This window comes from Acinetobacter sp. WU_MDCI_Abxc222 (assembly GCF_025514755.1).
Lineage (GTDB): Bacteria > Pseudomonadota > Gammaproteobacteria > Pseudomonadales > Moraxellaceae > Acinetobacter > Acinetobacter geminorum.
In genome coordinates, this window is the sequence record NZ_JAHPVG010000004.1 from 30,582 (window position 1) to 56,642 (window position 26,061).

A 26,061-nucleotide genomic window follows, 5' to 3' on the forward strand; every position below is an offset into this window, starting at 1 on the left:
GGATGCTTTTATCTTAAATAAAATCTGTAATCATCCAATAAATAAAAATATAGCGTCCTGCTTTAGCAATCAAAACTATAATTAAAAAGCGCCAAAAATTTTCTTTGAATAAGCCCGCAACTAAAGTAAGTGGGTCACCAATCACAGGTGTCCAACTTAGAAGCAGCGAATAAAACCCATACTTATGATAAAAACGCTGAGCTTGTTCTAAGCGTTTTTCAGAAACTGGGAACCACTTTTTGTGTTTAAACTTCTCTATTTTTAAACCAAGCCACCAGTTCACACACGAGCCCAGTACATTTCCGAAAGTGGCAATAGAAATGAGAAGAAAAGCTGAGTGTTCTTTTTTTAATAATAAGGTAGCGAGCACAGCTTCTGATTGTAACGGTAATAATGTGGCCGCCCCAAAAGCACTTAAAAAAAGCAAAAAGTAACTCAGCATAACTCATCAAACCAAATGACTTTTTGCTTTAAACATTTATTAAATCCACGCAAAAATCAAGCTACTTTAATAGACAATGCTTTTTGAATCGCAGGACGTGCCGTTAAGCGAACAATGTATTCTTGGACATAAGGGTAATCCTCTAATTGGATACCCTGCCATTCATAGCGCAAGATCCAAGGTAAAATTGCCATATCAGCAATCGAGTATTCACCTGCAACAAATTTCTGACCAATGAGCTGTTTATTCAAAACGCCATATAAACGTTTAGTCTCATTTACATAGCGGTCTATAGCGTATGGAATTTTTTCTGGTGCAAAGCGGTTAAAATGATGATTCTGCCCAAGCATAGGTCCTAGCCCACCCATTTGCCACATGAGCCATTGTTCAACTTCAACTCGCTCTTGCTCATCTGCTGGATAAAATAATCCAGTTTTCCGACCTAAATATTGCAAAATAGCGCCTGATTCAAATATTGAAATTGGCTCACCACGTGGTCCATCTTGGTCAACAATTGCCGGAATTTTATTATTTGGAGAAATTCTCAGAAAGTCTGGTTGAAATTGATCATTTTCTAAAATATTGATGGGGTAAAGAGTATAATCCAGTCCCATTTCTTCTAAGGCAATTGTGATTTTATGTCCATTGGGAGTTCCCCAATAATAGAGATCAATCATTCTATTTCCTATTCATCGTTATCATGACTGCATCTTGCGTTATAGCATGTTTTAAGAGAAACGATGAGGTTTCCAACACTAAAAAATACATAAAATTCAAGAATTGAATTTCTTTTAAAAGATATCGCAATTGTCTTAAAGAAAACTGAACAAAGAAAATTTAATCATCTTTTTTATTATGATGAGGATATAAAAAAGCACTGCTTTTGCAGTGCTTTTTTTGAGTATTACTTTTTCTTTTTCGGTCCAAGTAACATACCCATTTGACGGCCTTCCATTTTAGGTGCTTGTTCCACAACCCCAAACTCAGCGACATCTGCTTCAATTTTTTGTAATTGAGCTAAGCCAAGTTGTTGGTGAGCCATTTCACGACCACGGAAACGTAAAGTGATTTTCACTTTGTTTCCTTCTTCAAGGAATTTCAAAATAGCACGAAGCTTAACTTGATAATCACCAACATCAGTTGCAGGGCGCAGTTTGATTTCCTTCACTTGCACTTGATGCTGTTTTTTCTTCGCATCTTTTTGCTTCTGCTTAAGGTCAAACAAGTGCTTGTTGTAATCCATAATTTTACAAACAGGCGGCTCGGCGTTTGCAACGATCTCAACTAGGTCAAGATCTGCCTCTTCAGCAGCGCGCAGTGCTTCATTTAATGAAACAATTCCTTTTTGCTCACCGTCAGCGCCAACGAGGCGTACTTCTTTTGCACGGATCTCGTCGTTAATTGCTGGACGGTTGCTTTTTGCACCTTGTTGTTGGTTACGGTCAGGCTGTTTAATCTTTCTTACTCCACAATATACCGGCCACGTTCGGCGACGGCAGACTTCACTAAGTCAATGAATGCATCTACTGACATAGTACCTAAATTTTTTCCTGAGCGGGTACGCACATTCACTGTACCTTCTTCAACTTCTCGATCACCAAGAACTAATAGGTAAGGAATACGCTCTAGAGTACGCTCACGAATCTTAAATCCGATTTTTTCATTTCTCAAGTCAGAAATAGCACGAAGGCCATTTTCTTTGAGTTTTGCTACGACTTTCTCACAAGCTTCAGCTTGAGAGTCGGTAATATTCATGACACATGCTTGTAACGGCGACAACCAAGGTGGCATGAAACCAGCGTAGTGTTCAATTAGTATACCAATAAAACGCTCAAAACTGCCAAGAATTGCACGATGCAACATCACAGGCTGATCACGATCATTGTCTTCAGTCACATAAGACGCATCTAAACGTTCTGGTAAGTTGAAGTCACACTGAATAGTACCACACTGCCATACACGTCCGAGACAGTCTTTCAATGAGAATTCAATTTTCGGACCATAGAACGCGCCTTCACCAGGTTGTAATTCCCATTCCAGACCCGCCGCATCTAAAGCATCTGCTAAAGATTTTTCAGCCATATCCCAAAGCGCATCATCACCCACACGTTTTTCTGGACGTGTAGAAAGTTTCATTTGCACTTCTTCAAAGCCAAAATCTTTATAAACTTCTAAAGTCAGCTTAATAAAGTCAGCAACTTCTTGACCGATCTGTTCTTTAGTACAGAAGATGTGTGCGTCATCTTGTGTAAAGCCACGTACACGCATAATGCCGTGTAAAGAACCTGATGGTTCGTTACGATGACAAGAACCAAACTCTGCTAAACGAATCGGTAGATCACGGTAAGACTTCAAACCTTGGTTGAAAACTTGCACGTGACATGGGCAGTTCATTGGCTTAACGGCATAATTACGATTTTCAGAATGAGTCGTAAACATGTTGTCAGCGTAGTTCGCCGCATGACCTGATTTTTCCCACAATGTAAAGTCTACAATTTGTGGTGTTTTAATCTCAAGGTAACCGTTGTCTTGCTGAACTTTACGCATGTATTGTTCAAGAACTTGGTAAATCGTCCAACCGTTTGGATGCCAGAACACCATACCTGGTGCTTCTTCTTGCATATGGAACAAGTCTAAAGCTTTACCAATTTTACGATGGTCGCGCTTTTCAGCCTCTTCAATACGCTTAATGTACGCAGCAAGCTGTTTCTTATCTGCCCATGCTGTACCATAAATACGTTGAAGCTGTTCATTCTTCGCATCACCGCGCCAGTATGCACCAGAGATTTTAGTGAGCTTGAATGATTTTAAGAATTTGGTATTCGGTACGTGTGGACCACGACACATATCCAAATAATCTTGATGGTAGTACAAACCCATTTGTGTTTCTTCAGGCATGTCTGCAATCAAGCGTAATTTATATTCTTCGCCACGCGCAGTAAATTCAGCAATAACTTCATCACGTGGTGTCATTTTTTTAACGACATCGTAATCTTGATCGATGAGCTTTTTCATACGCTCTTCGATAGCTGCCATATCATCCAAGGTAAAAGGACGTGGCATCCAGATGTCGTAGTAAAAACCTTCTTCAATGACTGGACCAATCACCATCTTGGCTTCTGGGAAAAGCTGTTTAACAGCATGCCCTACAAGGTGTGCACAAGAATGGCGAATAATTTCAAGACCTTCTTCATCTTTTGGAGTGATAATTTGTAAGGTCGAATCTTCGGTAATTAAGTCACATGCATCAACTAAGCGATCATTTACACGGCCAGCAACAGTATTTTTTGCTAGACCAGGCCCGATACTTTGGGCAACTTCCATAACAGATACAGCGTGATCAAAACTCTTTTGATCGCCATTTGGCAATGTGATAATTGGCATAAAAAAATCCTTAAGGAGTGATGCCCTATACGAAGGAGCATTTCACCGCGAGATTATGATCGAGGCGAACCTCAAAATATAAAAACGGTGTAAATCAAAGTTAAAAAACCTGAAAGATTTTACACTTGTTCAAGCAATGTGAAAACCTTTGGGTCCATAAAATCATAAATACATTTTGTTTATCGCGTAAACAGCAATAAATGACTTAAAAAATATATTGAGATGATTTTTAAACATGTTTAACACAAGTGGTTTAAAATGAAGAAAATAGCATTTCTGCTCATTTTTTGACTGGATGGTGTCGTTCTTTAAGACTAAAGCATAAATGCTTTGATTAATATTAAATCATATTTTCAAAGAATGAATTAAAAATAGAACACGGAGTTGTTTCACATGGTTAGTGCTTATGATGAGTTACCACGCACACCCGCAAACTTTGTTGCGTTATCACCTCTACGCTACCTAGAGCGTGCGGCTTATATTTACCCGAATCAAGCTTCGATTATTCATGGTAAACGCCAAATTTCATGGAAAGAAACTTACCAACGTTGTTGCCAATTTGCATCTCAGCTCAAGCAACTGGGAATTGAGAAAAATGATACGGTATCTGTCTTATTGCCAAATATTCCAGCCATGATTGAAGCGCATTTTGCAGTTCCTATGGCTGGTGCGGTACTTAATACTCTCAATACACGTTTAGATGCAAAAACAATCGCTTTCATGTTGGAACATGCTGAAAGTAAAGTACTGTTGGTTGACCCTGAATTTGTGAATTTAGCAAGAGAGGCCCTCTCACTTATTCCGAATCAACACATTATTGTGATTGATGTAGCTGATACAGAATATGAAGGCGAAAATCAGTTTTTAGGTTCTTTTGAATATGAAGAGTGGATCGCTCAAGGCGATATTAACTTCTCTTGGCATTTACCAAAAGACGAATGGGATGCGATTAGCTTAAATTACACATCTGGCACTACAGGTAATCCCAAAGGCGTGGTCTATCATCATCGCGGGGCTTATCTTAACGCTGCAAGCAATATCTTGGCTTGTGGAATGAAACCGCGTGCTGTGTATTTATGGACACTACCCCTCTTTCATTGTAATGGCTGGTGTTTTGCATGGAGCATAGCAGCAAGTGGTGGAACCAATATTTGTTTACGCAAAGTTGATCCAGAATTAGTCATGCAATTGATTGCAGCCCATAAAGTTGATTATTTCTGTGGTGCGCCTATTGTTCTTTCAATGATTCTTAACTTACCTAAAGAAAAACAAACGAACTTTGATCACCATGTTGAAGTCATGGTTGCTGGGGCAGCTCCACCTGTTGCCATTATTGAAGGGATGCGAAACATGGGGATTAACGTAAACCATGTATATGGCTTAACAGAAACTTATGGGCCTTCTGCACTATGCGCTTCTCAATCTGGATGGAATGAGCTATCAATTGCTGAACAAGCCCAACTTCATTCCCGTCAAGGCGTACCCTACCCATTACAAGACAGCATGCGTGTATTAGATCCCGAGACTATGGAACCTGTGCCTAATGATGGTCAAACCATGGGAGAAATCATGTTCCGTGGCAATATTGTCATGAAAGGCTATTTAAAGAATCCTAAAGCCACTCAAGAAGCCTTTGCTGGCGGATGGTTTCACACGGGCGACTTAGCCGTTTGTCACCCAGATGGTTATGCAAAAATTACTGATCGTTCAAAAGACATCATTATTTCAGGTGGAGAAAACATTTCATCTTTAGAAGTAGAAGATGTGTTGTATAAACATCCTGCTGTATTAACTGCTGCGGTAGTCGCTAAACCCGATGCACGTTGGCAAGAAGTACCATGTGCTTTTATTGAATTAAAGATGGGTACTACAGCAACACCTGAAGAAATTATTGCACATTGCCAAAAAGAATTAGCGCGCTTTAAAGTGCCTAAAGATGTGGTTATTACAGAAATTCCAAAAACATCTACAGGTAAATTACAGAAATTTATCTTGCGTGAATGGGCAAAAGAACGGGCTGAAAATGTATAAATAAAAAAAGCGACGCCTTGAGCGTCGCTTTTTATGGAAAAGCATTTAGCCTTGATCAGACAATAGAGCAATTTGCTGCACATAGTTTACAAATTTACCTTTTGATGCCTCAAGCTCTGCCTCACTCACTTGTTGACTCTTATCACGGTTGATTCTCAACACATGCTGACGCAAGGTGTGACGCTCCGATGCATTATAAATTTTACTAAATTCATTAATTGCAGGGTCGCCTTGTTCGATCATACGATCAACCCAACGCATCAATTGAGCCTGCTTTTTTGCGCCTTGCTGCGGAGTTAAATAAGACAAAATAACGGTCTCATCTTCATTACGCAATAATTTACCAATACGTTGAAACTGACGACGACGAGCTTCAAAAGAACTAATGTTCTGTACTTCCATTAACGCATCAATTAAACGTTCATCAACTGGGAGTTTTTGAATCTGTTTAACAGAAAGTTGTGCTAATTGCTCACCTAAAGCAGCCATACGTTGAACTGCTTTTTTCTGTTCTGTTTTACTTGCACGTCCTTCTAAAGAGCCAAAATCTTCTTCAGTATAACGTTGGGGACGACGTGCCACGATTAATCTGCCTCATAAAATTTTGCGGCGAATAACGCCTGTACTTCATTTAATGCCTGCTCTTCGTCGGTACCATCAATGACCAATCGTAAAGTGGTCCCTTTACCGGCACCCAACATCAGCAAAGACATAATATTTTTTGCATCTACTAAATGATCGCCTTTTCCAATTTGGATCGACGAACGAAATTTTGTAGTAACCTCTATCAGTTTTCCTGATGCACGAGCATGTAAACCGAGTTTATTAATTACATCAACAGTTGTGTCTATCATGACCAGTGCTTCATTTCTCTGTGTAAGACCTGAACAGACCATTCTGCCTCAAGTGCTTGTTTTAGTCTATCTACGATATAAACGGAACGATGTTGACCACCAGTACAACCAATAGAAATCGTCATATAGTGACGATGTCCTTCAGCAAATGCTGGAAGCCATTTTTTTAAGAAGTGAAGAATATCATCAAACATTTCGTTTGCTTGCGGACTTGCTTCTAAAAATTGTCTTACTGGCTCATCCAAACCAGAAAACCGTCTCAATTCTAAATCCCAATGCGGATTTGGTAAATGCCGTACATCAAAAACATAATCAGCATCTAAAGGAATGCCGTGTTTATATCCAAATGATTGCAATATCACGATGAGCTTATCTGACTGCCCCAATTTAGACAGTAAAATATGCTTTAAATCATGAACACTTTTATCCGTTGTATCAATATGAACCGTAGCGCGGAACTGAATTGGCAGCAGTAACTGCTTTTCTTCATGAATACATTGCAACAGACTTTTAAAACGATTGGCTAATGGATGCGGACGACGTGATGCACTAAAACGTGCGATCAAATCCTGATCTTGCGTAGTCAGATAAATCACATCAACTGTGCCATGTTTTTGTAGTTGCTCAAAAACATGATCGAACTCTTGCATATCTGCACGAGTGCTTCGAACATCCACACCTAATGCCAACTGCTCTAGATTATTTTCATGATCTAGCTTTGCCACAATTTCGGGCAGCAATGCCAAAGGCAAATTATCAATACAGTAATAGCCCAAATCTTCTAACACTTGGAGAGCCGAAGATTTTCCTGAACCAGACTGTCCTGTCACGATAAGTATACGCTTCATGGCATGGCTGTCCTTTGATCTGTTTATTGGGGTGTAAAGGCAACTTCTAAATTATCAATCAAACGAGTTGCACCCAATTTTGCCGCGATGAATAACACAATATCACGATCAAACTGAGTAGCAGGTAACAGATTTGACTGACGAGCTTCGACATAATCCACAACAAACCCATTATCTGTCAACTGAGTTTTGATATCTTCTAAAACTTGTTGTAGATCTTTGCCTTGATGTAACTGCTGCTCAGCTTGCTTTAAACTTTGATAAATAACCGGAGCGACCTGACGTTGCTCTGGACTTAAATAACCATTTCTTGAACTAAGAGCTAAGCCATCTGCTGCACGAACAATTGGCACACCAATTACTTCTAGCGGGATATTTAAATCTTGTACAAACTGGCGAATCACTGCTAACTGTTGGTAATCTTTTTGACCAAAGAAAGCATAGTTAGGTTGCACAATATTAAAGAGTTTGGTGACCACCAAAGCTACGCCATCAAAATGCCCAGGACGTGAACTACCACATAAAGCATCAGTAATTTGGCTAACACTTATATTGGTTAAACGTGGCTGAGTACCGTACATTTGCTCGACTGATGGTGCAAAAATAATGTCACAACCAACATCGGCTAATAGACGACTATCTTGTTCTAAAGTACGAGGATAGTTGTCAAAATCTTCACCCGGTCCAAATTGAGTTGGATTTACGAAGATACTAACAACCACAACATCACATAACTTTTTCGCTTCACGAACAAGTGTGAGATGTCCTTCATGTAGATTTCCCATGGTTGGGACAAAACCAATAATTTTACGCGCAGCTCTAGCAGGATTTAAAGAAGCTGCAAGACCTTGTATGGTGGTTTCTGTTTTCATGAATTACAGCTCAACGTGGAAAGTATGTTCTTTGGCTGGAAATGACTGGTCCTGCACAGCAGCATGAAAAGCTTTAAAAGCATCTAGGATTGCTGTTTCACCAGATTGTTCTTTCATAAAGTTACGGACAAAACGCGCAACTCGACCAAAAGTTAAACCCAACATATCCTGTACTACAAGTACCTGACCATCAGTCGCATTACCCGCACCAATACCAATCACAGGTGTATTTGGAAATAGTTCAGCAATTTCTTGTCCCAACTGAGCAGGAACACATTCAAGCAATAGAACTGCCGCACCCGCTTCAACCACTGCCGTACAGTCAGCAATAAGTTGATCAGCTGCTTCACGTGTTTTAGCTTGTAATTTGTAACCGCCAAATACATGTACAGATTGAGGAGTTAAACCTAAATGTACGCACACAGGTACACCATTACGAGTTAACACTTGTACAGTTTCACTTAGCCAAGCGCCGCCTTCGATTTTGATCATCTGGGCACCAGCTTGCATAACTGTTCTTGCGTTTTGCAAAGCATCATTTAAGGTGGCATAACTCATAAATGGTAAGTCAGTCATAATCAAAGCATGCTGGTTACCGCGACGCACCGCCGCCGTATGATAAGCCATGTCCTCAACAGTTACAGGTAAAGTTGAGTCACGACCTTGAATTGCCATTCCAAGAGAATCACCAATTAAGATTGTATCAATTTCAGCAAGTTCCATTGCTTTTGCCATACTCGCATCGTAACAAGTTAGACAAGAGAACTTACGTCCTTCGGCTTTAAATTTTCTTAAGTCACTTAGACTAATCATGATGGTATCCTCTACAGGAGTTTGCAGAACGTAATAAGTCAGGCTTTAAGCCCAAGACTCATCAGCAAGTACAGTCAGCGTAGGCTGCTGTATGAGTTCTAAATTTTTAAGTGGCTGATCGTTAATATGTAAATCAGCGTCTAAATCTAATAATGGAATTACAACGAAATCTCGCTCTAGAATTCCAATGTGTGGCACAGTTAAGCGCTCATTTTGAATTTTTTCATCACCATATATAAGCAAATCTAGATCTAAGGTACGCTCTCCCCAACGACGAAGGCGTACACGACCAGCTTCTTGCTCAAATCGCTGTAACTGGTCTAACAAATCTAAAGGCATGAGATCTGTATTTAGCTCTGCAACTGCATTTAAATAATTTGGTTGATCTTGAGGCCCCATAGGTGGACTTTGATAAAGTTTAGAAACTTTCACTGCACCTAAAGTTTTAAGCTTAGCAATGGCTTCAGATAAGATTTGGCGCGAATCACCCAAATTACTTCCTAAACCAATATAGGTCTTCGTTGTCATTGCGTTGGCCCAAAAATAACTTGGCTTAAATCGCGTTGTACTCGCTTACGCTTCAAAATCGGATGGTCGCTCATCACCCCAGCTTCTGAAGCAGAGGCTTTTTCAACGAAACGACCCATCGATTGTTCTTGTCGAGCACGTTCTTTTTTCCCACGACGGCTGCGTGGTTCAGGAATATCAACCAAAGGTTCGATTTCCGTCTCAACTTTATTGTTTTCAACAGGTTCAGCAACGGCTTTACGACGGTTTCTAGCTTTCTGACGATTGTACTGGCTAATTGCAGCTTCTTTTTCGTCATTCGACATTTCTTGGTAGGCTTCCCACCAGCTTCCCATTCCCTGTGTCGTGTCATCACCTGACTTTTCACGAAGTAACAAGAAGTCAAAACCAGCACGGAAACGCGCATGTCCAGCCAATGCTTCAATTTGCTGTGGTTTCGGATTAAGCAAACGGGTCTGCATTTCCCAAACTTCACGAATAAAAGTTTCTGCAAAACGAGGAATCACAGTGCGTGTTGCCTGACGTTTTAAGACATCTAAACCAGCTTGTGCACGCGCTTCAGCTGGTACCACACCTTTAGATAAATAAAATTCACAACGCTCTAAAAATGGTTGCCACAATAAGACTGCATAGAAAAATGCAGGGTTGATTGTTTTACCCACTTGAATACGCTGATCTGTATTCTTTGCTGCTCTTAAAATAAATGGAGTGAGGTTAGGCTGAATATCGGCAAAAAGTTGTTTCCAAACACCAAACTCAATCAACATTGGCAAAACACGCGCCAAATGTCCCATTGTAAAGAGCTTCTGAGATTCATCATATAAACGATGCGGAGAAACATCACGCAATAGTTGCGTCATCTCTGCATCAAATATATCGAGAATATCTGAATCAATTTTAAAATTTAACTTCGCTGCAAAACGTAAAGTCCGCAGCATACGCACAGGGTCTTCTTCGAAGCGCTGTGCTGGATCGCCCAATAAACGTAGAGTTTTATTTTTTACATCGTCAATTGCTTTGCAGAAATCAAGCACAATACTCTTACGCGGTTGGTAATATAGCGTATTGATTGAAAAATCACGGCGAGCAAAGTCTTGTTCGATGGTTCCCCAGTTATTGTCACGTAAAATCATGCCTGAAGCACTGGTGACTGCTTTTTTTGGAGGAGCACGGAAAGTTGCAACTTCAATAAGCTCACGCCCTGAATAGACATGTGCTAATTCAAATCGACGGCCAATGATTCGACAGCGTCGACCAAAAACTTCTTTAATCTGGGAAGGTGTTGCATTAGTGACTGCATCGAAATCTTTAGGATTAAGCCCTAGCATTAAATCACGGACACCACCCCCAACAATATAAGCTTCATAGCCAGCTTTAGTCAGGCTATCGATCACATCTAAAATCGAAGAAGGAAGTTGGGCTGTGGACAAACCACATTTTGACGCTCGCAAGGTTTGCAAAAGACGCTGTCTCCTACGTCAGGACGTAAATAACAAGTTGTCGCTAATCATAGCTCTAACGCACACAAAGGGCAATTTGATTCTCTGTAGTTTGCGCATGAAATGATAATTGACAGACAGATGATTTATAAAGTCAAACGCGTTTTATTCTTTTCAAAAATGGCTGGACCAATGCCCTTTACGTTTTTAAATTCATCAATATTTTTAAAGCCACCATTCTTTTGACGGTATTCCACAATTGCCTGAGCCTTTTTCTCACCAATACCTTTTAGCTTTTGGAGCTCATCAATATTGGCTTGATTCAAGTGAATTTGCCCTGACGAATCAGTCATAACTGAACTTTTTGGACTGTTAGAATGAGAGGAGTGCTGCATGCTCAACTTCTGATCATACCTCTGCTGTTTAGTCTTCCACTCCTTAAAATTTTGATCAAAAGATTGAGCCTGAACAAAGGTTGAAGAAATCAGGCTCCAAAATAAAACAATGAAAATATTGTGCTTATTCTTCCAAAGATTCATGCTGAGCTGCATGTGTTTTTTCCCCTAACTTTAACTGCCGCTTTGCCTGATTCCACAATTCATCCATTTCAGACAGGGTCATGTCCTCTAATGTTCTTTGCTGTTTTTGCGCTTGATCTTCAATAAAAGCAAAACGGCTTCTAAATTTATGTATTGTCGATAAAAGTGATGTTTCACTTGAAATCGCAAGTTTACGTCCAACATTGACTAATGAAAACAGGCAATCTCCAAATTCGTCTTGAATTTCATCAATATTTTTATTTTTTAGGGCTTGCTTAAACTCATCCAACTCTTCTTCTAGTTTTTCATAAGCATCTTCTACCGTTTCGAAATCAAACCCAACCTTAGCTACATTTGCTTGAATTTCTTGTGCCTGTAACAGGGCTGGCCCATGTTTAATTTCATCTAATCTTGATTGCGGCTTGCCTTGTTTTTCTTGTTGCTTAATTTGCTTCCAAAGCTCACTTACTTGTTCTGGTGTTAAATTATTAAATTGATCTGTCTGAAAAACATGGGGATGACGGCGTATTAACTTTTCACTTATTGCCTCAACAACATCTTGAAAGTTAAAAGCGCCTTGCTCACTAAACATTTGTGATTGAAACACAACCTGTAATAACAAATCGCCTAGTTCATTTCTAATTTCATTAATATCGCCTTGGCGGATGGCCGCCTCGACCTCATATGCTTCTTCAATCGCATATTTAGTCAGTGACATTGGGGTTTGTTGTTGATCCCACGGACATTTTTCACGTAACTCTTGCATGATTTTAAGCAATTTATCCATGGTAACCCTCAAGTTTAAAAAGTCGGTCAGTCAAACTAAGATTTTAATTTGTTATGATCAAAATCAAAGCGATTAAATCAGTCGCACTATTGTACTGACAAAGAGAAAAAAGATGAGATACAGTATTCTGATTAGTGGTGCCGCTCAAGGTATTGGGGCTGAAATTGCACGCGTATTCTACAAACAAGGATATAAAGTAGGCATTTATGATATTAATGAATCGCTTGCTCAGGAACTAGCAAATGACTTAGGGCCAAATGCCCGTGCCGGCTATCTAGATGTAAGTGACTACAGCCAGTGGCAACACATATTAAAAGAATTTACCGAATGGGCTGGTGAACTTAATATCTTAGTAAATAATGCCGGTATTTTATATTCTGGTGCATTTGAAACAACTGATATTAAAGCTCACCAAAGAACAATAAATATTAATGTAAACGGCGTAATCAATGGCTGTCACGCTGCTCTACCCTACTTAAAGCAAGCGTCTTTTGCACGCGTTATCAACCTCTCTTCAGCCTCTGCAATTTATGGGCAAGCTGATTTGATTTCTTATTCTGCTAGTAAATTTGCAGTTCGTGGAATTACTGAGGGTTTGGATGTGGAATGGAAAAAATATGGTATTCGCGTTTTAGATGTGATGCCGCTATTTGTACAAACTGCAATGGTTAACAATATGGATGCAGGTACTATTCAAAATATGGGGATAGATTTAACCCCAAATGATATTGCTCAGCAGGTGCTTACGCTTGTAGAGAAAAAGGCTCATTTTTGGACACCTACCCACACTCCAGTGGGTATAAAAACCAAACTGCTTTATCAACTATCAACGTTGAGCCCACAATTTCTAAATCGACTCACCAATATTTATTTATCTAGAAAGTAATTTGCAATAAAAAGGCTGTCATTTGACAGCCTTTTTACTTAATTTATTAAACACCTTGAATCATGCGTCGAGCACTAATGATTCCCGGTTGTTGCTCTAGGCGAGCCAATAAACGAGAAAGCTGCGCTAAACCTTTAACCTCAATGAGCAACTTCATATTAGCAATACCATCTGCCTCAGAAATTGTATTAACCTGACGAATATTGATTTGGTCAGAGAAAATCACTTGAGTTAAGTCTTTAAGAAGACCACGACGATCATAAGCTTCCACCACAATCTGAACGCTTTGACCACGTGTTGGCTGCATTTCCCAATCAGCTTCAACAGCACGCTCTGGCTCTTGCTTAATCATACGCTGATAGTCAGAACAAATGACTTTATGGATGCTGACACCACGGTTCAAAGTAATATATCCAGCGATTGATTCCCCATGCACCGGCTGACAGCACTGAGCGATGTGCAGCTCTACATTATCCAAGCCATCAATTAAAATGCCATGTGCTGATAGCGTATGGCTGGCACGTGGATTTAATGTTGGTTTAAGTACTAGTTCAGGCTCATCCTGATCTAGATGCATTTGGCGGTTCACCTGATTAATCAGGGCATGTAAGCTAATATCGCCACTGACCAGATTCACCAAAATGTCGTCGCCAGTCTTCACATTAAAATGTGATGAATAATCATTTAGGTCGATACTTTTTGGGTGAATCGCAAGACGAGCCAACTCTTTATTAAGCAGTTCTCGGCCTACCTCAAGATTCTTACTACGGTCTTGCTGTCTAAACCAATGACGCAACTTATCACGTGCACGAGAGGTTTTGATATAACCCAAAGAGTTCACCAACCAGTCACGGTTTGGTTCACGATCTTTTTTAGTTAAAATTTCAACCTGCTCACCCGTTTTTAAAGTATAGGTAAGTGGCACATAACGCTGGTTGACCCGCGCTGCATAACACTTATTCCCTACTTCTGTATGCACATGATAAGCAAAATCTAAAACTGTTGAGCCACGCGGCAATTCCTTAATATCACCATCACGACTGAAAACATAAATCTTCTCAAAGCCTTCAAAGTCTTGTAACTGTTCAAAGCCTTCTGTTTCATCTTCGTTTTGATGTACCGTCGTTTCATTACGTTCTTGATAATGTTCTAAAACGGCACGCAATGAATGCAAACGATGGTTAAAGGAATGGTCGGTATTCTTTGACCCTTCTTTATAGTTAAAGTGTGAACATACGCCTAACTCTGCTTCATCATGCATCTCATGAGTACGAATTTGCACTTCAAGAGATTTGTTTTCAGCAATTACAGCCGTATGCAAAGAACGATAACCATTGGCTTTCGGGTTTGTAATATAGTCATCAAACTGATGCGGAATATGGCGCCAGATTTGATGTACGATACCTAAAGAGTGGTAACACTCTGGCACACTATTGACCAACACACGCAAAGCACGAATGTCATAAAGTTGGTCGAAGCTCAGGTTTTTGCTCTTCATTTTTCGATAAATCGAATAAATGTGTTTTGCACGCCCTGTAATTTCAGCTTCAATGCCGTAAGACGCTAACTCATTTTTCAAACGGTCAATGACGAACTGAATATAATGCTCACGCTCTAAACGCTTTTCATTGAGTAATGAAGCAATCTCTTTATAACGATCTGGTGCCAAATAACGAAATGCAAGATCTTCAAGTTCCCATTTAAGCTGAGCAATACCAAGTCGATGTGCTAACGGCGAATAAATAGTAAGAATTTCACGCGCTACACGTTCTTGGCGTTCACGAGAGGAATTTGCAAGCTCTCGCAAAGAATAAGTACGTTCAGCAAGTTTAATTAAAACAACACGAACATCTTCGGTCACCGAAATCAGCATTTTATAAATGCCGCTTAAATGTTCTCGTTGATTATTATTAAAGTGATCTTCTAACCGTTTATTTTTTTCAATAAGTTCTGAGAGTTTACCCATTGCCAAAGTACCTTTGACAAGGTTGTAAACTTGCTCCCCGAATTTCTGTTTTACTTCTTCTATATCGGTAATGCCTTCACGCACACTACGATAAAGCATTGCTGCTGATAAAGTATCTTCATCTACATGGAGATGTGCCAGAATGTCGGCCATTCCAACGCCTGTAGCAAAAGTATTGGAACGATGATTAACCGTTGAGTCTAACTCTTTTTGCAGGGTTAAATGAGCGACTTTTTCAAGTTGTTCAAGCTCCGCCCCATCTAATATTTCACGCACCCGATCCAACCATGAGGCTAAACCGATTTGCGTTTCGGCGGCATGCTCTACAGTCGTTTCCTCTGACAACTCGGTTAGTTGTTCAGGTAACTGTTCACGTACTGTGACCATACCATTCTCCTCAATATGTAACTCATGTTTTTAATCGTTTATCTCTTGAATTTTTTCAAATAGTGCAATGGATTCAACATGTTCGGTATGCGTAAACATGTCCATCACTGCTGCTTTTTTTAACTGGTAACCATATTGGACCAAAACACCCGCATCCCTTGCCAGTGTAGCTGGATTACATGATACATAAACGATTCTTTTTGCTCCAAAATTTGATACATACTGCATAATTTCATATGCACCAGCACGAGGAGGATCAATCAATAATGCATCAAATCCTTGATTTGCCCAAGAATGATGCGAAAAATCTTTTGTTAAATCTTGTGAAAAGAAGGTTGCTTGCACCAAACTATTACATTTCGCATTAGCTGTTGCTCGCTGCACCATTTCTTCACTCCCTTCAACACCGACAACCTGACCACTCTCACCAACACATCGTGCTAACGGGAGTGAGAAATTGCCCAAACCGCAAAATAGATCAAGTACCTTTTCACCTGGTTGCAATTGAAGCAATTCACATGCCAATTGAACCATCTGTTCATTTACTGTGGCATTGACCTGAGTAAAATCCAATGGCGAAAAAGCAAAATTTACATTAAACCTTTCTAAGGCATAGTGTAAACGTAAAGCACCTTGTTCATCATCAATACGATGAATGCTTTCAGGACCTTTAGGTTGCAAATACAACTGCCACCCTTTGTGTAACGCAAATTGCTTTAATTGATTGACATCAGAATTGTTTAATTTTTCTACATGACGAACCAATAAAGAAATTTCATTATCACCTTTTGCTAATTCTACATGACCAATGTGCGCTTTGCCTTTTAGACTTTGGAGTAAAGTGCGTAACTCAGGCAGACTATTTGATAAGTTTTTATCCAAAACACTACAGCTATGGATCGAAGTTAAACGATTACTATGATGTTCGCGAAAGCCCATGATTAAGCGATCTGGTTTTGGCAAATAGCGCACGCCTATTCGAGCACGACGACGATAATCGCTTTGTAAAGATCGAATCGGTTCTAGCCACTGTTCAGGTTGAATACCTGCAAAATGCTGTAAATGTGACTGCAGTACATTTTGTTTTAAACGGATTTGTTCATCAGGATGAATATGCTGCATACTACATCCACCACAGATACCATAATGAGGACAAATTGCCTCTATACGATGTGCTGAAGGATCTCCTAACAACTGCAACATTTCAGCTTCTTCAAGACGCTTCGCTTGATGGGTAATCCGAGCTTTTACAGTTTCTCCTGGCAATGCATAACGAATAAAAACTTTTTTGCCATGCTTATCTGCCGGATGATCTGGATGAGAACCATAATGCGCAATTCCCCGCCCCTCATGAGAAAGTGTTTCAACCTGAAAAATATATTCTGGTTGTTGAAGGTTGCGAGATTTGGCTTGTTGTTTCAAAGAATGAACCTAAAAATCTGAAGAATTAAAATAGTGAGAAGTAAATTCAGTATGTTTTGAAGTGCGTTCCCATACTTCAAGGAAATCAGCCTGCTGTGGCATGGTCTGTAAATATTCAATACTCGAACTAATCCAATGGTTATGTTCATCTGCATTTAATTGGCCTTTTAGTACTAACCAACGCAAATAAATAAACCACGTATTGAGCACATCCCCTTCACAATAGCTCGTTAATTTTAACCACTGTTGATTACGAACATATTCAGGCACATGATAACCCGACTCACCACGCTTACCCGGCAAACCTAAAATACAGGCAATATCGTCAAGCTTTTGAAAATTACGGCCATTAAACATTGCCATAACGTCCATTAAGTCTATATGGCGATGGTGATAACGGTTTTGGTAATTATTAAAACGCTTCTGGCTATCAATCTCGCCTTGATCAAACAGACCGGGGGCAGATAGCCCATGATACATAGCGCGAAATAGGATAACTGGTAAATCAAATTGCGAACCATTCCAACTTACTAGAGTCGGATGGCGCTTATCAAAAATAGATAAAAATTTCTGTAAAATTTCTGCTTCAGAATATTGTTCTCGACTAAAAGAAAATAATCGAAAACCAGACTCATCGATCCATAAGCCAGAAATACAAACAATTTCATGTAAAGGCAAACGCTGAAAGTCCATACCAGATTCTTGGCGACGGATTTTCGTCAATGCTTGCTCTACATCGGCCTCAGGTAAATCAAGATGATATAAATGCGCACCCGCTTTTAAATCAGTTAAAGTTTCAATATCAAAAACTAAGGTAGGGAAACGCATTATTTCTCTCAATTATGAGTTATCGTCCTGTACTGAAAACAGACCTGTAGACAAGTAGCGATCGCCACGGTCACAGATAATGCAAACAATAACAGCATCCGGATTTTCTTCTGCAATTTTGATTGATGCCCAAACTGCACCGCCTGAAGATGTACCAGCACTAACACCTTCCATACGAGCTAATTTACGCATAGTTTTTTCAGCTTCAATTTGTGGAATATCGATAATACGATCAACACGGCTACTATCAAAAATAGTAGGCAAATATTCTTTTGGCCAACGGCGAATACCGGCAATACTTGATCCGTCTGCAGGCTGTAAACCAACAATTTGAATATCTGGGTTTTGTTCTTTTAAATATTTAGAAACACCCATAATGGTACCAGTTGTGCCCATTGAACTCACAAAATGGGTAATTTTTCCACCTGTTTGTTTCCAAATTTCAGGACCAGTCGTTAGATAATGAGCTTCAACATTATCAGGATTACCAAACTGATTTAAAACGTGCCCCTTACCCTCTTTTTCCATTTGTAAGGCTAAATCACGTGCACCTTCCATTCCTTGCTGTGGTGTCACTTCAATCAGCTCTGCGCCATAAGCCAACATTGCGTCTTTACGCTCTTGGCTCATATTGTTCGGCATAATAAGTTTCATTTTATAGCCGCGCATTGCCGCAACCATAGCCAAAGCAATACCTGTATTACCGCTGGTTGCTTCAATTAATGTATCACCCGGTTTAATTTGACCACGTTTTTCTGCCTGCATAATCATGTTATATGCAGGACGGTCTTTTACAGAACCTGCCGGATTATTACCTTCCAATTTTGCTAAGACTATCGCTTGCGTATGAGAAGCTAATCGCTGCAAACGAACTAGAGGCGTCTTACCTACATAGTGATCTAACAAAAATTCGTCGGCTAAAAAATCAGGTTGTGTATTACTCATGATCAACACCTATATCGAGGTGGGCCTATTGTATGAAAAAATGCTCGGTACTGCACCCATTTCAATATGCTTTTTCATGAAAGCGATTAAAGCTCGGTCATTTATAAAATGCCGTCTGTTTTAAAATAAAGCGTGATAAGATGCCCTACAGAGAGATAAATCTGATGTAGCTATGTCTAATTTCAATAAAACCTTATCGAAACGCTTACGTCTGAATCATGCATATGGACAATTAATTGCTCTTATTTTTGTGCCCATCATGATTTTAACGTGTGTTGGTGCTTTTCTGGTTTTAACTGAAACCTCACATTCAGTAAAACAACAACAGCTACATCATGCCTCAGCAATTTTAGCTCGCTACAATCAAATCGCGATCGATTTATATAAGCTTGTTGAACTAGAGCCGGATGAATATGATCACGCCCAGCACATCATGCAAAGCATGTTTAGTGAAAAAAATCTAAAACGTGCTGCTTTAATTGATAGTAATGGCCAGACCTATTTAAGTATCGGTTATCGCGACAATCGCTACTGGCCAAACTTTACGCAAAGTAGTAATTTTTTTGGTCCAATATCTTATAACCACAACAATATTTATGGACAGCGGATTAGCGATACACATGGAAAAGCACCTGTCTGGCTCGTCATTGAAATGGATAATCAGCCACTAGAATTGGCACGTTACCGTATTTTGATTGCCCTCGTCATTACTGGCTTAATGACCTTATTGTTACTTTTACTTTGCTTGAATTTTTATTCGCGTCGCTGGATTGCACCGATGTACGAAATTCGCATGCAGTTGCAACGTTTAAATGCAGACACGTTGGACCAGCATATGGTCATTAACAGTACAGGTGAATTACGCTTATTACAGCGTGATATTGCAAACGTTGTTAAACGATTGCACTTTAGCTTTTTAGAGTTAAAAGAACACACCGAACAAACCGAAGAAGACTTACGCAGAACGCTAGATACCTTAGAAGTTCAAAACATTACTTATCGTCAAGCACGTGACCAAGCGATTTCATCGAACCAAGCCAAATCGGTTTTCCTTGCCAATATTAGTCATGAGCTTCGAACGCCTTTAAACAGTATTGATGGCTTTATTCATTTATTACTTCGTCAGCAAAATCTAAATAACGAACAAAACCTTTACCTACAAACTATTCGCAAATCATCTGCCCATTTATTAGCATTAATTAATGATGTATTAGATTTCTCAAAAATTGATGCTGGTAAGTTAGAGCTTGAAACAGCACCGTTTGATTTAGAAGAAGCTGTCTTTGATGTCATGGATATGCTGTCTCCACTGGCTGCTCAAAAGCATATCGCAATGGCTTTTTATTATGCGGACAATATTCCACAACAAGTGATTGGTGATGCTTTACGCTTTAAACAAATTCTAACTAATTTGATTTCAAATGCGATTAAGTTCACTCCAGATGGCGAAATTATTGTTCGTGTTCGTATGGAACATGATGATATCGGACAATGCCTACTTCATTTTAGTGTTCAAGACAGTGGTATTGGTTTAAGCGGAACTGACCGTAAAAAATTATTTGAATCATTCTCGCAAGGTGATGCATCTGTTACACGCCAATTTGGCGGTACAGGTTTAGGTTTAGCTATTTCTAAACAGCTTGTCCATCTCATGCATGGCCAAATTGGCTTTGAGGATAACCAAGAACGCGCTCCAACAGAAAAAGGCTCGACCTTCTGGTTTACAGCACAATTTGTGGTAGATGAAGATTACGAGATTGAACACCCGCACTTTGAACATTTACAAGTGGTTTCTTATCTTGCCCACCCTGCTACAGCAAGTGTTTTACGTTATTACCTTGAGAACTATCATGTTCCTCATATCGAGACACAATCGATTCTGGACTTATTTAGTCGTTTAAAACATCTTGATCAAAAAGACAATACATGGCTCATTGTTGACCACAGCGGCGATACTGAAGCGTTATTAAAAGAAATCCGTAGTCGTTATCAAGGCAATTTGGCAGTCTATGGCTATCAAATGACACTTGAGCCAAATATGCTCAATGAATATCGTGCTCGCCCTTTATATCAACCATTAAGTCGAAGCGGACTCATTCAATTATTAAATGATCAGCCTATTTTTGAAGAGGAGCAACAAGATTTTAATGGTCAAGGTTTACACATTCTGGCAGTCGATGACCATTTACCTAACTTAATTGTTTTAGAAGCCTTGCTAGGCGAACTCAACGTTAGAACAACTAAAGCTCTCAGCGGTCAAGAAGCGCTGAACCTGATCCAAGAGCGAATTGACCAGAAGCTTAAACCATTTGATTTGGTATTTATGGATATTCAAATGCCTGTTATGTCAGGTATTGATACAACTCGCGCTATTCGCTCATTAGAGTCGACTTTAGATGGTGAAATGCAGCTTCCAATTATTGCATTAACAGCGCATGCCCTTGCTGATGAAAAGCAAAAACTCCTCAAAGTAGGCATGAATGACTATGTTACCAAGCCAATTCAAATGGAACAAATTATCCAAATTTTAACGCAATGGACCAAAAACAACTTTACATCAAAAGCTCTAGATAAAGACCATCATGTCGTTGCAGAAGCATTAGACCCAGAAATTTTAAACTGGCAACAAAGTTTGCAGCTTGCAGCAAATAAAGAAGATCTTGCCCAAGATTTACTTAAAATGTTAGTTGATAGTTTCCCAACTGAGCTAGACGAAATGCAGCAGCTCATCGAGCTCGAAGACTTCCCTCAACTTGAGCATGTTTTACATCGTCTTTATGGCGCCACCCGCTATGTAGGTACTCCAAAACTGCAACAAGTGACAGGTGATTTTGAGCAATTTATTTCAACACTACGTAAAGAACGCCGTATAGCCGATGAAGGATTTATTGAAGAAGTTATGAGACGCTTTGATGAGTTAGGACTTGTTGTTAAAGAAGTGGAAAGTGCAGCCCACCAAATCTTGGTGATTCCTGACTAGCAATCTACCAAATGGTATGACTGAGCTGTCATGTTTCCAAATTACAGCCATGTTATGCTCCGCTTATCGATAAAAAAATAAGCGGGAATTTCATGGCACTTTTACGTATTGAAAAGAATAATGGCATTGCAACAGTTTATCTAAACCGTCCTGATAAACGTAATGCCATGAGTTTTGCCTTATTAAAAGAACTCGTTTCAACAGCAAAAGCCATTAAAAAAGATAGAGATATCCGCTGTGTGATTTTGACAGGTGAAGCACAAGTTTTTAGTGCTGGAATTGATTTATCTGATCTGAATAATCCGAAAAACTCCGCTTTTGCCATTTGGGAGCTTGTTAAACCTGGCCAAAGTCTATTCCAGAAAGCATTCCTGATTTGGCAAAATTTACCTGTACCTGTGATTGCAGCTCTTGAAGGATATTGTTTTGGTGCCGGAATGCAACTCGCCTTAGCAGCTGATATTCGCATTTCTCATCCAGACACTAAAATGTCGATTATGGAGAGCCGTTGGGGCTTAGTTCCAGATATGGGACTTACTCGTTCACTGAAAGGCTTAATCGGTGTTGACCTTGCAAAAGAACTCACCTTAACAGCCCGTGTTTTTGATGGGAATTATGCAAAAGAAATTGGTCTTGTGACTCATTTAAGCAACTCTCCACTAGAAAAAGCCAATGAAATAGCTGCTGAAATGTTACAACGCTCACCTGATGCCCTAACTGCAGCAAAACGTGTACTTGATGCAATGGAACACCAACCTGAAAAGTCATTACGTCTAGAAAAAATCTGGCAACTTAAATTATTACTTGGTAAAAATAGCAAACTTGCTCGTAAAAAAGACAAACATCCGGAAGTTAATTTTTTACCACGCCAATATAAATAAAGAGCTTAGATTATGAATTTTGATCGTAATACCCCTATTGCTTTTTTAGGTATAGGGCTGATGGGGAGCCGCATGGCAACCCGTCTTATTCAGGCTGGTTTTCAAGTTGCGGTTTGGAATCGAACCCCTTCTGCATGTGAAGAACTGATTGATATCGGCGCACAGCCTTTAGAGCTTTCAGATATTGGTGAGTATCCAATTATTTTAACCTGCCTAGCAGATGACAAAGCAGTAGAAGTAGTATTTGAACAAATTCAGCCTAATTTAAAAGCTAAACAGGTAATTGTTGATTTCTCAAGCTTATCTGTTACTGCAACAAAAACGCTTGCTCAAGCTGCTTCCGCGCATGACGTTACATGGATTGATTCACCCGTATCAGGTGGGACAGCTGGTGCAGAACAAGGCACACTTGTTATTTTTGCAGGTGGTGATGCTCAAACGATTACGGAATTAGCTCCCATTTTTAATGTCTTATCTCAACGTGTAACACGAATGGGTGATATAGGTACGGGTCAAGCCACTAAAATTTGTAATCAATTGATTGTGGCAGCAAATAGTGCTCTTATCGCTGAAGCTGTAGCACTAGCAGACCGAGCTGGTGTAGACACCACATTACTTGCTCCAGCTCTAGCTGGTGGATTTGCCGACTCAAAGCCATTTCAAATACTTGCACCACGCATGGCAACTCATACATTCGAGCCTGTTCAGTGGAAAGTTCAAACATTATCTAAAGATCTTAACAACGCGGTAACATTGGCTAACAATGTTAATTTAGATATCCCTGTTGCACAAAAAGCTCTATTACAGCTACAAACTCACCAAAAAAATGGCTTTGCTGAGAAAGATTTAGCTACTATGATTCAAGTAGTAGAGCAATAATAAACGGAGTTTGTGTATGGGTCGTCTTGCCGTTAACTTATCCATGATTTTTACCGAAGTTTCTTTAATTGAACGCTTCGCATTAGCCCATGCAGAGGGCTTTGAACATGTAGAAATCCAATTCCCATACGAACTTACCATTTCCGAGATTCAAGACCAACTTGAACATTACAACCTCAATCTCTGTCTAATCAATGTGCCTGCCGGTGATCTTATGCAAGGCGGAAACGGTTTAGCAGGCATTCCCGGCCAAGAGATAGCTTTTCATGAAGCCTTAGAATTGGCCATTAGCTATGCCACTGCTTTAAAAGTTCCTCGTGTTAATATTTTAGCGGGTAAACAACCGCTAGATGCTGACTTACTTCCTTGTTTAAAAACGTTAGCAGCCAATTTAAAACATGCCTGCAACTTATTAAGTGAACATGGTATAGAGCCTGTTTTCGAAATGATTAATGGCACGGATATGCCACGCTTTTTGGTACAGAACATTGCACAGGGCCAAGAAATGTTAGAAGCAGTCAATCACCCTGCTCTCAAAATGCAATATGACTGCTATCACATGGCCATGATGGGTGAAGATGTACTTGAGGGTTTACAAGAAAACATTAACTTAATTGGTCATATTCAATTTGCAGACTGCCCGGGCCGCCATGAGCCTGATACAGCTCAAATTCCTTATGAACAAATTTTTTCTTGGTTAAAGCAAAGTTCATATCAGAACTACATTGCAGCAGAATATAAACCTGAAAATGCTTCAAATCAGTCGTTTACATGGAAGAAAAAATACTTTTCTGATGATGTAAATATATAAACTGTTACGACTTCTGTTTGAAATTTAGTGAGAAAACCACTATATTAGATAGTGAGTAATTGTCAGGAAAATATACCCTATATGAATTTAGAACCATCGCCCAGCGTGTCTAATTCTCACGATTTCGCAATGAACACCTCAAATAAAGACGTACAAGCTTGTCTCAAAGTCGTCCACGACGCTTTAGTTGATGTAAAAGCAAAAGATATTCTCCAGTTAGATGTTAGCTCAATTAGCAATGTCGCTGATGCTATTGTAATTGCAAGTGGTACTTCTACTCGCCATGTCAAAGCACTTGCTGACAATGTTGCAGAAGAAGCTCGAAAAGCCGGTTTCCGCCCGATTGGCGTTGAAGGTGAACGAGATGCAGAATGGATCTTAATTGATCTCGGCTTTGTTGTAGTACACGTAATGCTACCAACAGCTCGTAAATTCTATGATTTAGAAAGCTTATGGCGTACCGCTCCAGAGTCGGTTGCTTAAAATTTTGCTTTTAAAAAAAGCGGCTCTTTTGAGCCGCTTTTTTTATTTATCTAACATCAATTTTAATGACATTCAAATACGCAAACCCTACCCCTAAAGCACCAATCATCACTTACAACTAATTTTGACATGACAAATTGTCAAATTTGCAGCACTATACAAATTCTTGAAGTCCCCACCAATAAATAGCATAACCGGAGTACAGAAAGTGAAGATATTAATTACAGGTGCTAATACGGGCATAGGTTTCGCGACAGCAGAACAACTTGTTAAACAAGGGCAACATGTGATTTTGGCATGTCGAAATCCTCAAAAAGCGCAAGAGGCACAAAACAAACTACGCTCACTTAACCAAGGACAAGTCGATGTCGTTTCTCTCGACTTAAACAGTCTTGAATTAACTAGAAAAGCTGCCGATGAAATTGCAGATAAATATAGCAACCTTGACGTACTCATTAATAATGCAGGTTTATTTGCCAAAACCAAACAGTTGACCAGTGAAGGCTTTGAGCAACAATTTGGGGTTAATTATTTAGGCCATTTTTTATTAACTCAAAAACTACTTCCAGTTTTACAACAGTCTCCTAAAGCGCGCATTATTCATCTTGCGTCTATTGCTCATTGGGTTGGCTCAATTAAACCCAATAAATTTCGCGCAGAAGGTTTTTACAACCCCCTTTTCTATTATGGTCAATCAAAGCTTGCGAATTTACTATTCAGCAATGCATTAGCAGAACAGTTAGCCGGAAGTTCAATTACCAATAACGCACTACATCCAGGCGGTGTCGCTTCTGATATTTATCGCGACATACCCAAACCTGTCTATGCGGCGATGAAATTAGGCCTAGTCCCAACCTCAGTTCCAGCAAAGCTCATTACAGAAATGGCAACTTCTGAGGCATGGCAAAACCGTAATGGCGAATATGTCAGCGCACATATGCCAGACTGGAAATCATCACATGCTAAAAATCAGCAACTTGCACGTGATCTCTATCAACAATCTATGGACCTTGTAGAAAAATTTCTTTAAAAATAGAGGTAAATAAAAAACCACCC

25 protein-coding genes are annotated in these 26,061 nt (G+C 39.6%); 8 read left to right on the forward strand and 17 right to left on the reverse strand.

What is annotated here, in order from left to right; translation table 11 throughout:
* Positions 1–13: 13 nt before the first annotated feature.
* The 4 genes from KTJ10_RS08090 to thrS form a co-directional block, all read right to left on the reverse strand.
* Positions 14–442 (reverse strand): YqaA family protein, encoded by a 429-nt coding sequence (locus KTJ10_RS08090; protein ID WP_086264976.1) that lies wholly within the window; start codon positions 440–442, stop codon positions 14–16.
* 56 nt (positions 443–498) lie between these two features.
* Positions 499–1,119 (reverse strand): glutathione S-transferase N-terminal domain-containing protein, encoded by a 621-nt coding sequence (locus KTJ10_RS08095; RefSeq protein WP_033849283.1) that lies wholly within the window; start codon positions 1,117–1,119, stop codon positions 499–501.
* 227 nt (positions 1,120–1,346) lie between these two features.
* Positions 1,347–1,898, reverse strand: a complete 552-nt coding sequence (infC, locus tag KTJ10_RS08100) for a translation initiation factor IF-3 (protein ID WP_075383312.1) — start codon at positions 1,896–1,898, stop codon at positions 1,347–1,349.
* Positions 1,899–1,903: 5 nt separating this feature from the next.
* Positions 1,904–3,826, reverse strand: coding sequence for a threonine--tRNA ligase (thrS, locus tag KTJ10_RS08105; protein ID WP_002117224.1), 1,923 nt, complete (start codon positions 3,824–3,826; stop codon positions 1,904–1,906).
* A gap of 393 nt (positions 3,827–4,219) precedes the next feature.
* Between thrS and KTJ10_RS08110 the strand changes: the two genes are divergently transcribed.
* Positions 4,220–5,857: an acyl-CoA synthetase gene (locus tag KTJ10_RS08110; protein ID WP_262441765.1), complete on the forward strand. Its 1,638-nt coding sequence runs from the start codon at positions 4,220–4,222 to the stop codon at positions 5,855–5,857.
* Positions 5,858–5,902: 45 nt separating this feature from the next.
* Here the strand turns inward: KTJ10_RS08110 and yjgA are convergent, their stop codons facing one another.
* The 9 genes from yjgA to mazG all read right to left on the reverse strand — a co-directional run bounded on the left by yjgA (position 5,903) and on the right by mazG (position 12,537).
* Positions 5,903–6,439: a ribosome biogenesis factor YjgA gene (yjgA, locus tag KTJ10_RS08115; protein WP_002117241.1), complete on the reverse strand. Its 537-nt coding sequence runs from the start codon at positions 6,437–6,439 to the stop codon at positions 5,903–5,905.
* Between the two features lie 2 nt (positions 6,440–6,441).
* A complete protein-coding gene (locus KTJ10_RS08120) occupies positions 6,442–6,711 on the reverse strand; it encodes an HPr family phosphocarrier protein (protein ID WP_000567533.1) in 270 nt (89 codons plus the stop codon).
* Positions 6,708–7,559 (reverse strand): RNase adapter RapZ, encoded by an 852-nt coding sequence (gene rapZ / locus KTJ10_RS08125; protein ID WP_005066272.1) that lies wholly within the window; start codon positions 7,557–7,559, stop codon positions 6,708–6,710. Before rapZ ends, KTJ10_RS08120 begins: the two co-directional genes overlap by 4 nt.
* A 23-nt stretch (positions 7,560–7,582) precedes the next feature.
* Positions 7,583–8,431, reverse strand: a complete 849-nt coding sequence (gene panC, locus KTJ10_RS08130; protein WP_002117191.1) for a pantoate--beta-alanine ligase — start codon at positions 8,429–8,431, stop codon at positions 7,583–7,585.
* Between the two features lie 3 nt (positions 8,432–8,434).
* Entirely contained in the window at positions 8,435–9,244 is an 810-nt protein-coding gene (panB, locus tag KTJ10_RS08135) for a 3-methyl-2-oxobutanoate hydroxymethyltransferase (RefSeq protein ID WP_002117298.1), read from the reverse strand.
* A 45-nt stretch (positions 9,245–9,289) separates the two neighbouring features.
* Positions 9,290–9,772 (reverse strand): 2-amino-4-hydroxy-6-hydroxymethyldihydropteridine diphosphokinase, encoded by a 483-nt coding sequence (gene folK / locus KTJ10_RS08140; RefSeq protein ID WP_068612360.1) that lies wholly within the window; start codon positions 9,770–9,772, stop codon positions 9,290–9,292.
* Entirely contained in the window at positions 9,769–11,232 is a 1,464-nt protein-coding gene (gene pcnB, locus KTJ10_RS08145) for a polynucleotide adenylyltransferase PcnB (protein WP_002117192.1), read from the reverse strand. The genes folK and pcnB overlap by 4 nt, the downstream gene beginning before the upstream one ends.
* A gap of 125 nt (positions 11,233–11,357) precedes the next feature.
* A complete protein-coding gene (locus tag KTJ10_RS08150) occupies positions 11,358–11,762 on the reverse strand; it encodes a ComEA family DNA-binding protein (protein ID WP_199984130.1) in 405 nt (134 codons plus the stop codon).
* Complete coding sequence (mazG, locus tag KTJ10_RS08155; RefSeq protein ID WP_262441766.1) at positions 11,731–12,537, reverse strand: nucleoside triphosphate pyrophosphohydrolase; 807 nt, start codon at positions 12,535–12,537, stop codon at positions 11,731–11,733. Before mazG ends, KTJ10_RS08150 begins: the two co-directional genes overlap by 32 nt.
* A gap of 112 nt (positions 12,538–12,649) precedes the next feature.
* On the opposite strand from mazG, the gene KTJ10_RS08160 reads away from it, so the two are divergent.
* A complete protein-coding gene (locus KTJ10_RS08160) occupies positions 12,650–13,423 on the forward strand; it encodes an SDR family oxidoreductase (RefSeq protein ID WP_017399923.1) in 774 nt (257 codons plus the stop codon).
* Between the two features lie 46 nt (positions 13,424–13,469).
* On the opposite strand, the gene KTJ10_RS08165 is transcribed toward KTJ10_RS08160, so the two are convergent.
* From KTJ10_RS08165 to cysM, 4 genes are read right to left on the reverse strand one after another with little or no spacing between them, the layout of a single operon-like run.
* Positions 13,470–15,776, reverse strand: coding sequence for a RelA/SpoT family protein (locus KTJ10_RS08165; protein ID WP_002117181.1), 2,307 nt, complete (start codon positions 15,774–15,776; stop codon positions 13,470–13,472).
* 30 nt (positions 15,777–15,806) lie between these two features.
* Positions 15,807–17,198 carry a 23S rRNA (uracil(1939)-C(5))-methyltransferase RlmD gene (gene rlmD / locus KTJ10_RS08170; RefSeq protein ID WP_262441767.1) on the reverse strand — a complete coding sequence of 464 codons (1,392 nt, stop codon included), beginning with the start codon at positions 17,196–17,198 and terminating at the stop codon, positions 15,807–15,809.
* Between the two features lie 9 nt (positions 17,199–17,207).
* On the reverse strand, positions 17,208–18,026 hold the full coding sequence (locus KTJ10_RS08175) for a 3'-5' exonuclease (protein WP_005066255.1): 819 nt from the start codon (positions 18,024–18,026) through the stop codon (positions 17,208–17,210).
* A 12-nt stretch (positions 18,027–18,038) separates the two neighbouring features.
* Positions 18,039–18,971 (reverse strand): cysteine synthase CysM, encoded by a 933-nt coding sequence (gene cysM / locus KTJ10_RS08180; protein WP_002117176.1) that lies wholly within the window; start codon positions 18,969–18,971, stop codon positions 18,039–18,041.
* A 172-nt stretch (positions 18,972–19,143) separates the two neighbouring features.
* On the opposite strand from cysM, the gene KTJ10_RS08185 reads away from it, so the two are divergent.
* From KTJ10_RS08185 to KTJ10_RS08210, 6 genes are all read left to right on the forward strand, one after another.
* On the forward strand, positions 19,144–21,951 hold the full coding sequence (locus KTJ10_RS08185; protein WP_262441768.1) for an ATP-binding protein: 2,808 nt from the start codon (positions 19,144–19,146) through the stop codon (positions 21,949–21,951).
* 92 nt (positions 21,952–22,043) lie between these two features.
* Positions 22,044–22,832 carry a crotonase/enoyl-CoA hydratase family protein gene (locus KTJ10_RS08190; RefSeq protein WP_019767978.1) on the forward strand — a complete coding sequence of 263 codons (789 nt, stop codon included), beginning with the start codon at positions 22,044–22,046 and terminating at the stop codon, positions 22,830–22,832.
* Between the two features lie 12 nt (positions 22,833–22,844).
* Entirely contained in the window at positions 22,845–23,711 is an 867-nt protein-coding gene (locus tag KTJ10_RS08195) for an NAD(P)-dependent oxidoreductase (protein WP_262441769.1), read from the forward strand.
* A 16-nt stretch (positions 23,712–23,727) separates the two neighbouring features.
* Positions 23,728–24,522 (forward strand): hydroxypyruvate isomerase family protein, encoded by a 795-nt coding sequence (locus tag KTJ10_RS08200; RefSeq protein ID WP_262441770.1) that lies wholly within the window; start codon positions 23,728–23,730, stop codon positions 24,520–24,522.
* A gap of 81 nt (positions 24,523–24,603) precedes the next feature.
* Complete coding sequence (rsfS, locus tag KTJ10_RS08205; protein ID WP_001047580.1) at positions 24,604–25,005, forward strand: ribosome silencing factor; 402 nt, start codon at positions 24,604–24,606, stop codon at positions 25,003–25,005.
* A 208-nt stretch (positions 25,006–25,213) separates the two neighbouring features.
* Positions 25,214–26,035 carry an SDR family NAD(P)-dependent oxidoreductase gene (locus tag KTJ10_RS08210; RefSeq protein ID WP_262441771.1) on the forward strand — a complete coding sequence of 274 codons (822 nt, stop codon included), beginning with the start codon at positions 25,214–25,216 and terminating at the stop codon, positions 26,033–26,035.
* The last annotated feature ends 26 nt before the right edge of the window (positions 26,036–26,061 follow it).